Source organism: Pseudomonas sp. H2_A10, assembly GCF_054680085.1.
In genome coordinates this window covers 2171061-2185238 of the sequence record NZ_CP162821.1, presented here as the reverse complement: position 1 = coordinate 2185238, position 14178 = coordinate 2171061, and the positions used below count along the sequence as shown (strand labels likewise).

The 14178-nt window shown below is 61.0% G+C and carries 14 protein-coding genes; 12 read left to right on the top strand and 2 right to left on the bottom strand.

The window, feature by feature from the left end:
- Positions 1–2: 2 nt before the first annotated feature.
- On the bottom strand, positions 3–866 hold the full coding sequence (locus tag AB4O23_RS10055; protein ID WP_017529179.1) for a PHP domain-containing protein: 864 nt from the start codon (positions 864–866) through the stop codon (positions 3–5).
- Positions 867–953: 87 nt separating this feature from the next.
- Between AB4O23_RS10055 and AB4O23_RS10050 the strand changes: the two genes are divergently transcribed.
- The 6 genes from AB4O23_RS10050 to AB4O23_RS10025 all read left to right on the top strand — a co-directional run bounded on the left by AB4O23_RS10050 (position 954) and on the right by AB4O23_RS10025 (position 5087).
- A complete protein-coding gene (locus AB4O23_RS10050) occupies positions 954–1550 on the top strand; it encodes a septation protein A (RefSeq protein WP_017529180.1) in 597 nt (198 codons plus the stop codon).
- Between the two features lies 1 nt (position 1551).
- Positions 1552–1851, top strand: coding sequence for a YciI family protein (locus AB4O23_RS10045; protein ID WP_017529181.1), 300 nt, complete (start codon positions 1552–1554; stop codon positions 1849–1851).
- A 106-nt stretch (positions 1852–1957) separates the two neighbouring features.
- The gene (locus AB4O23_RS10040; protein ID WP_017529182.1) at positions 1958–2365 is read left to right on the top strand and encodes a hypothetical protein; all 408 of its coding nucleotides are present in this window, start codon (positions 1958–1960) and stop codon (positions 2363–2365) included.
- A gap of 7 nt (positions 2366–2372) precedes the next feature.
- The gene (locus AB4O23_RS10035) at positions 2373–3050 is read left to right on the top strand and encodes a response regulator transcription factor (protein WP_065876956.1); all 678 of its coding nucleotides are present in this window, start codon (positions 2373–2375) and stop codon (positions 3048–3050) included.
- A 159-nt stretch (positions 3051–3209) separates the two neighbouring features.
- Positions 3210–3674, top strand: coding sequence for an LTXXQ domain protein (locus AB4O23_RS10030; protein WP_065876957.1), 465 nt, complete (start codon positions 3210–3212; stop codon positions 3672–3674).
- Between the two features lie 69 nt (positions 3675–3743).
- The gene (locus AB4O23_RS10025; RefSeq protein WP_017529184.1) at positions 3744–5087 is read left to right on the top strand and encodes a sensor histidine kinase; all 1344 of its coding nucleotides are present in this window, start codon (positions 3744–3746) and stop codon (positions 5085–5087) included.
- A 240-nt stretch (positions 5088–5327) separates the two neighbouring features.
- Here the strand turns inward: AB4O23_RS10025 and arcD (AB4O23_RS10020) are convergent, their stop codons facing one another.
- A complete protein-coding gene (arcD, locus tag AB4O23_RS10020) occupies positions 5328–6755 on the bottom strand; it encodes an arginine-ornithine antiporter (RefSeq protein WP_017529185.1) in 1428 nt (475 codons plus the stop codon).
- Positions 6756–7174: 419 nt separating this feature from the next.
- Between arcD (AB4O23_RS10020) and arcD (AB4O23_RS10015) the strand changes: the two genes are divergently transcribed.
- From arcD (AB4O23_RS10015) to AB4O23_RS09990, 6 genes are all read left to right on the top strand, one after another.
- Complete coding sequence (arcD, locus tag AB4O23_RS10015; protein ID WP_017529186.1) at positions 7175–8602, top strand: arginine-ornithine antiporter; 1428 nt, start codon at positions 7175–7177, stop codon at positions 8600–8602.
- Between the two features lie 20 nt (positions 8603–8622).
- Complete coding sequence (gene arcA / locus AB4O23_RS10010) at positions 8623–9879, top strand: arginine deiminase (protein WP_017529187.1); 1257 nt, start codon at positions 8623–8625, stop codon at positions 9877–9879.
- Between the two features lie 11 nt (positions 9880–9890).
- Positions 9891–10901 (top strand): ornithine carbamoyltransferase, encoded by a 1011-nt coding sequence (locus AB4O23_RS10005; RefSeq protein ID WP_017529188.1) that lies wholly within the window; start codon positions 9891–9893, stop codon positions 10899–10901.
- A 97-nt stretch (positions 10902–10998) separates the two neighbouring features.
- A complete protein-coding gene (gene arcC / locus AB4O23_RS10000) occupies positions 10999–11928 on the top strand; it encodes a carbamate kinase (protein ID WP_017529189.1) in 930 nt (309 codons plus the stop codon).
- Positions 11929–11946: 18 nt separating this feature from the next.
- The gene (locus tag AB4O23_RS09995; protein WP_017529190.1) at positions 11947–12309 is read left to right on the top strand and encodes a DUF5064 family protein; all 363 of its coding nucleotides are present in this window, start codon (positions 11947–11949) and stop codon (positions 12307–12309) included.
- 148 nt (positions 12310–12457) lie between these two features.
- Positions 12458–13966, top strand: a complete 1509-nt coding sequence (locus AB4O23_RS09990; RefSeq protein ID WP_065876959.1) for a sigma-54-dependent transcriptional regulator — start codon at positions 12458–12460, stop codon at positions 13964–13966.
- Positions 13967–14178: the final 212 nt, after the last annotated feature.

Genomic DNA, 14178 nt, shown 5'->3' with positions numbered 1-14178 from the left:
GTTCAGACGGTGGCAATAATGGGGTCATGCTTGAATCGCCCCCACAACAACGGCAGGTCGTCCGGGACGGGGCGATACTCGCCGATCTCGGACCAGCCACCTGGGCCATGAAAGTCACTGCCGGCACTGACCAGCAGACCAAATTCGCGGGCAAGAATCGCCAGGCTGCCGACCTGTTCGGCGGGTTGATGCCCGTTGACCACTTCGATGGCGTGGCCGCCCGCTCCAATATAGTCGCTGACCAGCTTGCGACGCTTGCTGCGGGTGAAATCGTAATGCCAGGGATGCGCCAGGCTGACCCAGGCCCCGGAGGCCCGCAGGGTCTCGACGGTGTCTTCAAGAGTCGGCCAGTGTTGCTTCACATCGCCCAACTTGCCGGCGCCCAGCCATTTGCGAAAGGCTTCGGCGCGGTCCTTAACAAAACCTTCACGCACCATCCAGTCGGCAAAGTGCGGACGGGCCGGTGCGTTGCCGCTGTCGCCCAGCTCTTGCTGGATGGCGCGGGCGCCCTCAAGGGCGTTGGGCATACCTTTAAGGCTGAGCTTGCGGCTTATTTCCTCGGACCGCAGCCAACGGCCATCGTGCAAATTGGCGATGGCCTGCACCAGCGGCGCAGCGGTTTGATCGAAGCCGTAGCCAAGCACATGAATGGTGGCACCGCCCCAGGTACACGACAATTCCACACCGTTGACCAACTGCATGCCCAGCGCATGGGCCGCGCTGCGGGCTTCATCGAGGCCTTCGAGGGTGTCGTGGTCGGTCAACGCCAGGACTCGCACGCCTTTTTCAAACGCACGCGCAACCAGTACCGCGGGCGCCAGGGCGCCGTCGGAGGCCGTACTGTGGCAGTGCAAATCAACATTCACGGGGGGTTTGAACCTCAAGTCAGCTGGCGCTTTCGCAACCAAGGATGTTTGTTATTATGCCGCCACATCCAGCTTCTGGCTCTTACTGTGAAACAATTCATCGACTTCATCCCGCTGTTGCTGTTTTTCATCGTGTACAAACTCGACCCCAGGGTCATCGATCTGGCCGGTCACGAACTCACGTTCGGCGGCATCTACAGTGCCACCGCCGTGCTGATCATCAGCTCCGTGGTGGTCTACGGCGCGATCTTCGTCTCCCAGCGCAAACTCGAAAAAAGCCAATGGCTGACCCTGGTCGCGTGCCTGGTCTTCGGCAGCCTGACCCTGGCCTTCCACAGCGAAACCTTCCTTAAATGGAAAGCGCCGGTGGTGAACTGGCTGTTCGCCCTGGCGTTCATCGGCAGCCACTTCATCGGCGACCGCCTGTTGATCAAGCGGATCATGGGCCACGCGCTGACACTGCCGGAACCGGTATGGACACGTTTGAACGTGGCCTGGATCGTGTTTTTCATCTTCTGCGGCGCCGCCAACCTGTTCGTGGCGTTTACCTTCCAGGACTACTGGGTCGATTTCAAAGTCTTCGGCAGCCTGGGCATGACCGTGCTGTTCCTGGTCGGCCAGGGTATCTACCTGTCGCGCCACCTGCATGACACCGACCCTTCCACGCCGAAAACCGAGGACTGACATGCTCTACGCCATCATTGCCACCGACGTTGAAAACTCGCTGGAAAAACGCCTTTCCGTTCGCCCGGCACACGTCGAGCGCCTGAAAGTGCTGCAAGCCGAGGGGCGCATCGTGCTCGCAGGCCCACACCCGGCGGTGGACAGCAACGACCCGGGCGACGCCGGTTTCACCGGCAGCCTGATCGTCGCCGAGTTCAACTCCCTGGCCGATGCCCAGGCCTGGGCCAAGGCCGATCCCTATGTCGCAGCGGGCGTTTACGCCGACGTGGTGATCAAGCCATTCAAACAAGTGCTGCCTTGACCCCGCCCGCGCCGAACCAATTGCGTTCGGCAAGCGCCTAAGGGCTCATTATTCTCGGTAACCTGCCGACAACGTTCTGAATATTCGTGTGGAATCAGGAGTTCCGATGCGCTTACGTCAGTTGTGTCTGTTGGCAGTGTTAATGATCGGGGCTACGGCCCACGCGGAAGAAACCTCGAACACCGGCAGTTCCACGCCCCTGTCCTTGAGTGCCGGCGCCCAGATCACCGAGTTGCAGCAACGTTTGAAAGAAAGCGAACGTCAGCGTGAAGAACTGAGCAAGCAACTGCAAAGCGCCGACGCTACCCGCGAAAGCGCTCAGTTGAGTCGCCTGCGCCAGGAGAACCAACGGCTGGCCCAGCAACTCAAAGATTCACAGGGCGGCGTCCTGACCCGATGGCTCACCGAGCAACAGCAATGGTTTGTCACTGGCGGGGCCGTCGCACTGATCGCCTTGCTGTGCGGGATCTTCGCCAGCGGGGGGCACCGTCGCCGTCGACAATGGCTAAATTGAGTGAGTCATGAGCGAGCTGTTACTGATAGATGATGACCAGGAGCTCTGTGAGCTGCTGACCAGTTGGTTGAGCCAGGAAGGCTTCCAGGTGCGCGCCTGCCACGATGGCTTGAGCGCGCGCAAAGCCTTGGCCGACAGCGCGCCCGCCGCCGTGGTGCTCGACGTGATGCTGCCCGACGGCAGTGGCCTGGAATTACTCAAGCAATTGCGCAACGACCACCCGGAGCTGCCGGTGTTGATGCTCTCGGCCCGCGGCGAACCGCTGGACCGCATCCTCGGCCTGGAACTGGGCGCCGACGATTACCTGGCCAAACCCTGCGATCCGCGCGAACTCACCGCTCGCCTGCGCGCGGTATTGCGCCGCAGCCACCCGGCCGCCGTTTCCACCCAACTGGAACTGGGCGACCTGTGCTTCAGCCCCGTGCGCGGCGTGGTCAGCATTGAAGAGCAGGAATTTGCCCTCACCGTCTCCGAAAGCCGCCTGCTCGAAGCCTTGCTGCGCCAACCCGGCGAGCCGCTGGATAAACAGGAACTGGCGCAGATCGCCTTGGGCCGCAAGCTGACCCTGTACGATCGCAGCCTGGACATGCACGTAAGCAACCTGCGCAAAAAGATCGGCCCTCACCCTGATGGAAGGCCACGCATCGTGGCGCTGCGCAGTCGCGGCTACTACTACAGCCTCTGAGCCTTTGCGCCGGCCATTGATCTGAGCGGTATGAACGTTTTGTCAGTTCGCATCAAAACCGCCTTTACAGAAGCTTTACCCACCCCTGACCGCCGCTGACCTTGATCTGCGTAGCCTACTCACATCCGGACTCACCGGAATAGAGACAGGAGAATCACCATGCGCAAGACCCTTATCGCTTTGATGTTCGCCGCTGCCCTGCCGACCGTTGCCATGGCCGCCATGCCTGAAGGCCCAGGCCCGATGGGCGAGCCTTCCGGTCACATGATGGGTGGCCCGGGCCACGGCGGTGAACACGGTCCGCGTGGCAAAGGCGGCCCCTTCAGCCAGCTGGACCTGAGCCGCGAACAGCGCGAGCAGATCGGCAAACTGATGGGCGACCAATGGCACGCTCGCAAAGACCTGACCAAAAAGTACCTGGACAAACTCCCGGCCGCCGACCAGAAAGCCATGCGGGATGAAATCGACGCCGGCCGCCAGAAAACCCAGGCCGATATCCGTACCGTGCTCAAGCCGGACCAGCAGAAGAAGTTCGACGAGATCGTCAAAAAGCAAGCCGAGCGCCGTGCCGAGTGGAAGGAATTCCAAGCCTGGAAAGCGCAACAGCCGCAAAAAGCGCAATAATGCCCTCGCGTTAATGCTCCCAGCCCAGTGGCCCCCCGCCACTGGGCTTTTCCAGTTTGAGGGTTTCCTGTGCGTTCATTGTTCTGGCGCATCCTGGCCAGTTTCTGGCTGGCCATCGCCTTGGTTGCCGGGCTGTCGATCCTGCTTGGGCACATGCTTAATCAAGATGCGTGGATTCTCAGCCGGCACCCCGGCCTCAATAACCTGGCCCAAGAGTGGACTCAACTCTACGAAGCCCAGGGTGAGGACGCTGCCCAGGATTTGCTGCAACAGCGCAAGCGCCAGTACCACATTGACGTACAAGTGTTGAACGAAAGCGGCGAGCCGGTGGTGCGCGGGACCTTCCCGCGTCGCGCCGCGGCTTTTGAAGCCCGCCAGAACGACAACAAGGACAGCCACCTGCCCTGGCGGCGCCTGACCGCCGAGTACACCAGCGAGAAAACCGGCGACACCTACCTGTTGATCTACCGCATTCCGCACCCGGAACTTGACCAATGGCACCGCAGCAGCCTGACCTGGCCCTTGAGCGCATTGGCCATTGCCCTGGTGGTGCTGACCCTGTTCAGCCTGTTCGTCACCTTGTCCATCACGCGCCCGCTCAGCCGCCTGCGCGGCGCGGTGCATGACCTCGGCCAAGCGAGCTATCAGCAAAACAGCCTGGCACGCCTGGCCAACCGTCGCGATGAATTCGGCGTACTGGCCACCGACTTCAACCGCATGGGCGCGCGCCTGCAAAGCCTGATCGGCAGCCAGCGCCAATTGCTGCGCGACGTTTCCCACGAACTGCGCTCGCCACTGGCCCGCCTGCGCATAGCCCTGGCACTGGCCGAACGCGCAAGCCCTGAAGAACGCGAAAAACTCTGGCCACGCCTGACCCGCGAATGCGACCGCCTCGAAGCGCTGATCAGTGAAATTCTGGTACTGGCCCGCGTCGATGCCGACAACGCCAGCGCCGAACAGGTCGACCTCATCCCACTGCTCAAGACCCTGCAAAAGGACGCCCAACTCAGCGCACCGGACCAGGTGGTGCAACTGAGCACCGACAGCGACCTGCACCTGAAGGGCTGGCCGACCATGATCGAACGCGCTGTGGATAACCTGCTGCGCAACGCCCAACGCTTCAACCCGCCAGGCCAACCAATCGAGTTGCAGGCACAGCGCCAGGGCGAACGCATCCTGATCAGCGTGCGCGACCATGGCCCCGGCGTCGACGCCGAACACCTCAGCCAACTGGGCGAACCGTTCTACCGCGCCCCCGGCCAGACCGCCCAAGGCCACGGCCTCGGGCTGGCGATCGCACGGCGCGCCGCCGAACGCCATGGCGGCAGCCTGAGCCTGGCCAACCACCCCGGCGGCGGGTTTATCGCCAGCATCGACCTGCCGTTGGAACCGGGGGTTGTCACTGCGGTGTGATGATCTCTTAGAGTGGCCCTTCTCAGACGGCCTGGGGCCAGGCACATCGCCTGCTGGCGCCGCTGACCATCGCGGCACGCCGTTGCAGTGGGATTTGCCGGCGGGGGAATTGGGGGCACATCGGGCTCAGTGGTGACTCGTCACACCGCTATCGAGGGCAAGCCCCCTCCCACATTTGACTGTGTTCACAAATCAAAATGTGGGAGGGGGCTCCCGATGAGGCCAGTACAGCCAACCCAGTCAAAGCGCCAAAACCCCGCTGTACAACCCATACGCCGCCAACCCCGCGCCCGCAATCACACAGCTGAAAATGCCTTTTTCCACGTGGGTAAACAACGGTTGCCCCTGTTCACGCTTGGCCAGGGCAAACAGGATCACACCCGGCGCGTACAGCAGCGCCGACAGCAACAAATACTTCAAGCCGCCGGCATACAGCAGCCACACCGCATAACCCAAGGCAATCACCCCCACCAGCAGGTCCTTCATGCGTTGGCCCTGGGCGTCTTGGTAGGTTTCACCACGCCCGCTCAACAACACCGCATAGGCCGCCGACCACAGGTACGGCACCAGAATCATCGACGAGGCCAAGTAAATCAGCGTGGTGTAGGTGCTGTGGGAAAACAGCGTGATCACCAGAAAAGCCTGGATCATCACGTTGGTCAGCCACAGCGCATTGACCGGCACCTGGTTGGCGTTTTCCTTTTTCAGGAAGGCCGGCATGGTCTTGTCATGGGCCGTGGCGTACAGAATTTCCGCGCAGAGCAGCGCCCATGACAGCAACGCCCCCAGCAGCGACACCGCCAGGCCGAGGCTGATGAGCATCGCGCCCCATGGCCCGACGATGTGCTCCAGCACGCCCGCCAACGACGGGTTTTGCAGGCTGGCCAACTCCGGCTGGCTCATGACGCCCAGGGACAGCACATTCACCATCACCAGCAGCGCCAGTACGCCGAGAAAACCGATGACCGTGGCCCGGCCAACGTCCGCGCGTTTCTCGGCCCGCGCCGAATACACGCTGGCGCCCTCGATGCCGATGAACACAAACACCGTGACCAGCATCATGTTGCGCACCTGGTCCACCACGCTGCCGAATTGCGGGTTGCCCAGGCCCCAGATGTCGCGGGTGAAGACATCGGCCTTGAACGCCACGGCGGCGATCACGATAAACATCAGCAGCGGTACGATCTTCGCCACGGTGGTGACCTGGTTGATGAACGCAGCCTCCTTGATCCCACGCATCACCAGAAAGTGCACAGCCCACAGCAGCACTGACGCACAACCGATGGCCACTGGCGTATTGCCTTGGCCAAACACCGGAAAAAAGTACCCGAGGGTGCTGAACAGCAACACGAAGTAACCGACGTTGCCCATCCACGCGCTGATCCAGTAACCCCAGGCCGATGAGAAACCCATGTAGTCGCCAAAACCTGCCTTGGCGTAGGCATACACCCCGGAGTCCAACTCAGGCTTGCGATTGGCCAGGGTCTGAAACACAAAGGCCAGGGTCAGCATGCCCACGGCGGTGATCGCCCAGCCGATCAGCACCGCGCCCACCTCGGCGCGCGCCGCCATATTCTGCGGCAAGGAAAAAATCCCCCCGCCAATCATCGAACCCACCACCAGGGCGATCAGGGCGCTGAGTCGAAGTTTCTGGGCCGGTTGAGACATGCACACTCCTGAGAATTTAACCGCTGACACTCGCACACTCATTTAACTAACTGCGCGAGTGTAGCGTTTATTAGCGATGGCGATAAAAGCGCCGCGTTCATAACCCAACGGCATGACAACTTATAGCGTTCAGGCGTATTTATAATTTAAATACGCCAAATACTTCAGCGTTTTATTTAAACGTTTGCACATTCCATAAAACGGTCTAGCGTCAAACGTCCATACGTAGCCCCAATGCGTGACCACAAAGCAGAAACCGCTCTGGCAAGCGGCTTTTCGCGCAAAACCATTGCCCAAGGATTTCCAGCCTAAGTCATTAATTCACAATGGAATGTGCCAATGAAGTGATCTGAGTCAGCTGTTTGATTAGCACACGGAATTATTCTGTGGTCTCTCTTCTCCTGCATTGGAGTTATGCGATGTCTGAATCTCCCGGAAAACTTCGCTTAGGCGCATTGGTTGCACTTGTCGTCGGCTCGATGATTGGCGGCGGTATTTTCTCGCTGCCGCAAAACATGGCGGCCAGCGCCGATGTCGGCGCCGTGCTGATCGGTTGGGTGATCACCGCCGTGGGCATGCTGACCCTCGCATTCGTATTCCAGACCCTGGCCAACCGCAAGCCCGACCTCGATGGCGGCGTGTACGCCTACGCCAAGGCCGGGTTTGGTGACTACATGGGTTTCTCATCGGCCTGGGGCTACTGGATCAGTGCCTGGCTGGGTAACGTCGGTTACTTCGTGTTGCTGTTCAGCACCCTCGGTTACTTTTTCCCGATCTTCGGCGAAGGCAACACCCCGGCTGCCGTGATCGGCGCTTCGGTGTTGCTGTGGGCCGTGCATTTTCTGGTGCTGCGCGGGATCAAGGAAGCGGCGTTCATCAACCTGGTGACCACCGTAGCCAAGGTTGTGCCGCTGGTGCTGTTCGTGTTGATCGCAGTGTTCGCGTTCAAGCTGGACATCTTCACCGCAGATATCTGGGGCGTGAAAAACCCGGACCTGGGCAGCGTGATGAACCAGGTGCGCAACATGATGCTGGTGACTGTGTGGGTGTTCATCGGTATCGAAGGGGCGAGCATCTTTTCGGCCCGCGCCGAAAAACGCAGCGACGTGGGCAAGGCCACCGTGATCGGCTTTATCACCGTGCTGCTGTTCCTGATGCTGGTGAACGTGCTGTCGCTGGGCATCATGACCCAACCTGAACTGGCCAAATTGCAGAACCCGTCGATGGCTGCCGTGCTGGAGCATGTGGTGGGCCACTGGGGCGCGGTGTTGATCAGCGTCGGCTTGATCATTTCGTTGCTGGGTGCGCTGCTGTCGTGGGTGCTGCTGTGTGCGGAGATCATGTTCGCCGCAGCCAAGGACCACACCATGCCGGAGTTCCTGCGCAAGGAAAACGCCAACCATGTGCCGGCCAACGCCCTGTGGCTGACCAACGCCATGGTGCAGGTGTTCCTGGTGATCACGCTGTTTTCCGCCAGCACTTACCTGTCGCTGATCTACCTCGCCACCTCGATGATCCTGGTGCCCTACCTGTGGTCGGCGGCCTATGCCCTGCTGCTGGCGGTACGCGGCGAAACCTACGAAAACGCCCTCAAGGAGCGCCGCAAAGACCTGTTCATCGGCGCCATCGCGCTGATCTACGCGGTGTGGCTGCTCTACGCCGGCGGCACCAAATACCTGCTGCTCTCCGCCCTGCTGTATGCGCCCGGCGCGATCCTGTTCGCCAAGGCCAAGCATGAACTGGGCAAACCGATTTTCACCCCTGTCGAGAAGCTGATTTTCGCCGCAGTGGTCATTGGCGCCCTGGTGGCGGCCTATGGGCTCTACGACGGCTTCCTGACTCTGTAATTCTGACTGGAGGATCTGTAATGACCACGGAAAAAGTGAAGTACGGCGTACATTCCGAAGCCGGCAAACTGCGCAAAGTCATGGTGTGTTCCCCAGGCTTGGCCCACCAGCGGCTGACCCCCAACAATTGCGATGAATTGCTGTTCGATGACGTGTTGTGGGTGGCCCAGGCCAAGCGCGATCATTTCGACTTTGTGACCAAGATGCGCGAGCGGGACATTGATGTGCTGGAAATGCACAATCTGCTGACCGACATCGTCGCAATCCCCGAGGCGCTGGACTGGATACTGCAACGCAAGATCACCGCCAATACGGTGGGCCTGGGCCTGGTCGATGAAGTCGGCTCGTGGCTGCGCAGCCTGGAGCCGCGCAAGATCGCCGAGTTCCTGATCGGCGGCGTGTCGGCCGATGACCTGCCGAGCAGCTTCGGTGGCAAAACCATCGAGATGTTCCGCGATTTCCTCGGCCACGCCAGTTTCATTCTGCCGCCGCTGCCCAACACCCAGTTCACCCGCGACACCACCTGCTGGATCTATGGCGGCGTGACGCTCAACCCGATGTACTGGCCGGCGCGACGCCAGGAAACCCTGCTGGCCAGCGCCATCTATAAATTCCACCCCGAGTTCACCAACGCCGACTTCCAGATCTGGTACGGCGACCCCGACCAGGAACACGGTGCCGCCACGCTGGAAGGCGGTGACGTGATGCCGATTGGCAACGGCGTGGTGTTGATCGGCATGGGTGAGCGCTCGTCCCACCAAGCCATCGGCCAATTGGCGCGCAACCTGTTCAAGAACAAAGCCGTGGAACGCGTGATCGTTGCCGGCCTGCCCAAATCCCGCGCGGCGATGCACCTGGACACCGTGTTCAGCTTCTGCGACCGCGACCTGGTGACCGTCTTCCCGGAAGTGGTCAACCAGATCGTCCCGTTCACCCTGCGCCCTGACGACAGCAAGCCGCACGGCATCGACATCCAGCGCGAGAAAACCAACTTCCTCGACACCGTGGCCGCAGCCCTCAACCTCAAGGCCCTGCGTGTGGTCGAGACCGGCGGCAACAGCTTCGCCGCCGAGCGCGAGCAGTGGGACGACGGCAACAACGTGGTGGCCGTGGAACCGGGCGTGGTGATCGGCTACGACCGCAACACCTACACCAACACCCTATTGCGCAAGGCGGGCGTGGAAGTCATCACCATCAGCGCCGGTGAACTCGGCCGCGGCCGTGGCGGCGGCCACTGCATGACCTGCCCGATCGTCCGCGACCCTATCGACTATTAAGGAGATCCATCATGGCTTTCAACATGCGCAACCGCAGCCTGCTGTCGCTGATGCACCACACCACCCGCGAGCTGAACTACCTGCTGGACCTGTCCCGCGACCTCAAGCGCGCCAAATACACCGGCACCGAGCGTCCGCACCTGCAAGGCAAGAACATCGCGTTGATCTTCGAAAAAACCTCGACGCGCACCCGTTGCGCCTTCGAAGTAGCGGCCCATGACCAAGGTGCGCACGTCACCTACATCGACCCGGTATCGTCGCAGATCGGCCACAAAGAGAGCATGAAAGACACTGCCCGTGTGCTCGGGCGCATGTTCGACGCCATTGAATACCGTGGTTTCGAACAGGAAATCGTCGAAGAGCTGGCCAAGTTCGCCGGCGTGCCGGTGTTCAACGGCCTTACCGCCGAATTCCACCCCACCCAAATGATCGCCGACACCCTGACCATGCGCGAACACAGCGACAAGCCGCTGCATGACATCAGCTACGCCTACCTGGGCGACGCCCGCTACAACATGGGCAACTCGCTGCTGATGATCGGCGCCAAGCTCGGCATGGACGTGCGCATCGGCGCGCCGAAAGCCCTGTGGCCACACGAAGATTTCATCAAACAATGCCAGGCGTTCGCCGAAGAGAGCGGCGCACGCATCACCATCACCGAAGACCCTGCCGAGGCGGTGAAGGGCGTGGACTTCATCCACACCGACATCTGGGTATCCATGGGTGAGCCCGTGGAAGCGTGGGACGAGCGCATCGAGCAACTGCTGCCGTACCAGGTCAACGCCAAGATGATGAAAGCCTCGGGCAACCCCCGGGTGAAATTCATGCACTGCCTGCCGGCGTTCCATAACAGCGAAACCAAGGTCGGCAAAGACATCGCCGCACGCTATCCGAACCTGGCCAATGGCGTGGAAGTGACCGAAGAAGTGTTCGAGTCGCCGGCCAACATCGCCTTTGAGCAGGCGGAAAACCGCATGCATACCATCAAGGCGATCCTGGTGTCGGCACTGGCGGATATCTAACTTTTACTGCAGGAACGCAATCAATGTCGGAGGGGGGCTTGCGCCCTCCCACATTTTTCCTGTGTTCACAACGATAAATCTTAGAAGGACATTCCTTATGCGCATCGTCGTAGCCCTGGGCGGCAACGCCCTGCTCCGCCGTGGTGAACCCATGACGGCGGACAACCAACGCGCCAATATCCGCGTCGCTACCCAACAGATCGCCAGGATCCACCCCGGCAACGAACTGGTGATCGCCCACGGCAATGGCCCCCAGGTCGGCCTGCTGTCGTTGCAGGCGGCGGCCTATACCAGCGTTTCGCCCTACCCACTGGACGTATTGGGCGCCGAAACCGAAGGCATGATCGGCTACATCATCGAACAGGAACTGGGCAACCTGCTGGACGTTGAAGTGCCCTTCGCCACCGTGCTCACCCAAGTGGAAGTCGACGCCAACGACCCCGCCTTCCAGAACCCCACCAAGCCGATCGGCCCGGTATACACCAAGGCCGAAGCGGAAAAACTCGCCGCCGAAAAAGGCTGGGCCATCGCCCCGGATGGCGACAAATACCGGCGCGTGGTCGCCAGCCCGCGCCCGAAACGCATCTTCGAAATCCGCCCGATCAAATGGCTGCTGGAGAAAAAAGCCATCGTGATCTGCGCCGGCGGCGGCGGCATCCCGACGATGTATGGCGAAGACGGCAAACTCCAAGGCATTGAAGCCGTGATCGACAAGGACCTGTGCTCGTCCTTGCTGGCCGCGCAACTGGACGCCGATTTGCTGGTGATCGCCACCGACGTCAGCGCCGCATTTATCGACTTCGGCAAGCCAACCCAAAAGGCCATCGCCCAGGCCCACCCCGACGCCATGGAAGACCTCGGTTTCGCCGCCGGCTCCATGGGGCCCAAGGTGCAAGCCGCCTGCGAGTTCGCCCGCCAGACTGGCAAAACCGCGGTGATCGGTTCACTCTCGGACATCGAAGCCATCGTCCAGGGCAGCGCCGGTACCCGCATCAGCACGGCAACACCTGGCATCACCTATCTGTGAAGTAGAGGAGATTCGCCTATGGCCACCTTTGAACCCGGTCACCTGCATATCGAGCGACATGCGCTGAACAAGGACGACGTCAGCTACGACCTGTGCCTGGACTACGAAGTCGTCACGGATAAAAGCGAGGGCAAAGGCATGCAATTCACCCTGCATGGCAGCGTCCAGGGCAAGGACATGAAGGAAACGTTCTTTCTGCCCAAGGATCAGGCCTACAACTTCGCCAGCAACGTGACCCGGATTGTCGAGAAATACGGTATCCCCAAAACCCACAGCAGCGTGGGATCGGACCACAAGCACTACGATCTGATGTTTGAAGATGTGCGGCATCAGTTGGACATGAAATCCGGGGACCCGGTCAAGCCCGAACACCTGGCGTGATGCGTTTGCACTGACACAACAGTGTTCAAATGTGGGAGGGAGCAAGCCCCCTCCCACATTTTGATCTCCATTATTTGTCAGATTTCACCTGTGCCTCGCGTCAAGGCATACTTGCCGCCTCTCGCTCCCCAGAATCGTCAGCCACTGCATGCGTATCCACGTCAGCTTCATCGACCGCGTCGGCATTACCCAGGAAGTCCTGGCCTTGCTCGGTGGGCGCAATCTCAACCTGGATGCGGTGGAAATGGTGCCGCCCAACGTCTACATCGACGCCCCGACCCTCAGCGCCGAGGTGCTGGAAGAACTGCGCGATGCCCTGTTCAGCGTGCACGGCGTACAAGCGGTGACGGTGGTGGACATCCTTCCCGGCCAACGCCGCCACCTGCAACTCGATGCCCTGCTGGCCGCCATGACCGACCCGGTGCTGGCCCTGGACAGCGCGGGCAAGATTCTGTTGGCCAACCCGGCGTTGATCGCCCTGTACGGGCGCGAACCGGCCGGCGAAAGTATCGCCGAGCTGTTCAACGACCTCGCGCTGCTGGAGACCTTGCTGGAAAACGGCTTTCGTTTGCCGCTGCGCGAGATCAGCGTCAACGGCCAGACCTTGCTGCTGGACGCCACGCCGATCACCGACGCCGGCGCCCTGCTGACCCTGTACCAACCCAACCGTATCGGCGAACAACTGTCGGCGTTGCACCATGACCATGCCGAAGGCTTTGATGCGCTGCTCGGCGAGTCCCCGGTCATTCGCACCCTCAAGGCGCGTGCGCAGCGGGTGGCGGCCCTGGATGCACCGTTGTTGATCCAGGGCGAGACCGGTACCGGCAAAGAGTTGGTGGCGCGTGCCTGCCATGCCATCAGCACGCGGCACAGTGCGCCGTTTCTGGCATTGAACTGCGCGGCGCTGCCGGAGAACCTCGCCGAGAGCGAGCTGTTCGGCTACGCACCGGGCGCCTTCACCGGCGCCCAGCGCGGCGGTAAGCCAGGGCTGATGGAACTGGCCAACCAGGGCACGGTGTTCCTCGATGAGATCGGCGAGATGTCGCCGTACCTGCAGGCCAAGCTGCTGCGGTTTCTCAATGACGGCAGCTTTCGCCGGGTGGGCGGCGACCGTGAAGTGAAAGTCAATGTGCGCATTCTCAGCGCCACTCACCGCGACCTGGAAAAAATGGTCAGCGAAGGCACCTTCCGCGAAGACCTGTTTTATCGCCTCAACGTCCTCAACGTCGAAGTACCGCCCCTGCGCGCACGCGGCCAGGACATCTTGCTGCTGGCCCGCTACTTCATGCAGCAGGCCTGTGCGCAGATCCAGCGCCCCGTCTGCCGCCTGGCACCCGGCACTTACCCGGCGCTGCTGGGCAACCGCTGGCCGGGCAATGTGCGCCAGTTGCAGAACGTGATCTTCCGCGCCGCCGCCATTTGCGAAAGCAGCCTGGTGGACATCGGCGACCTGGACATCGCCGGCACCTCGGTTGCGCGCCAGAACGACGGCGAAATCGACAGCCTGGAACAGGCCATGGAAGACTTCGAGCGCGACCTGCTGGAAAAGCTCTACACCAGCTACCCCTCGACCCGCCAGCTGGCCAGCCGGTTACAGACCTCGCACACCGCCATTGCCCATCGATTGCGCAAGTACGGCATACCCGGCAAGCCCTGATTCCAAAGGGAATGGGCTCTAAACCTGAAATACAAGCCCCCTCCCACATTGACCGCATTTTTGGTCCAGGAACGACATCCCGTGTACTGAAAGCGCTACAGCGTAACGATATCGCTACAACCCTGCTTTTTGCGCGCCATGCAAGGCTTTGATCCACATAGGCTTTTTTTCCAAGGCCCAGCTGTAGCGAAATCGCTACAGCGCAGCCGTAT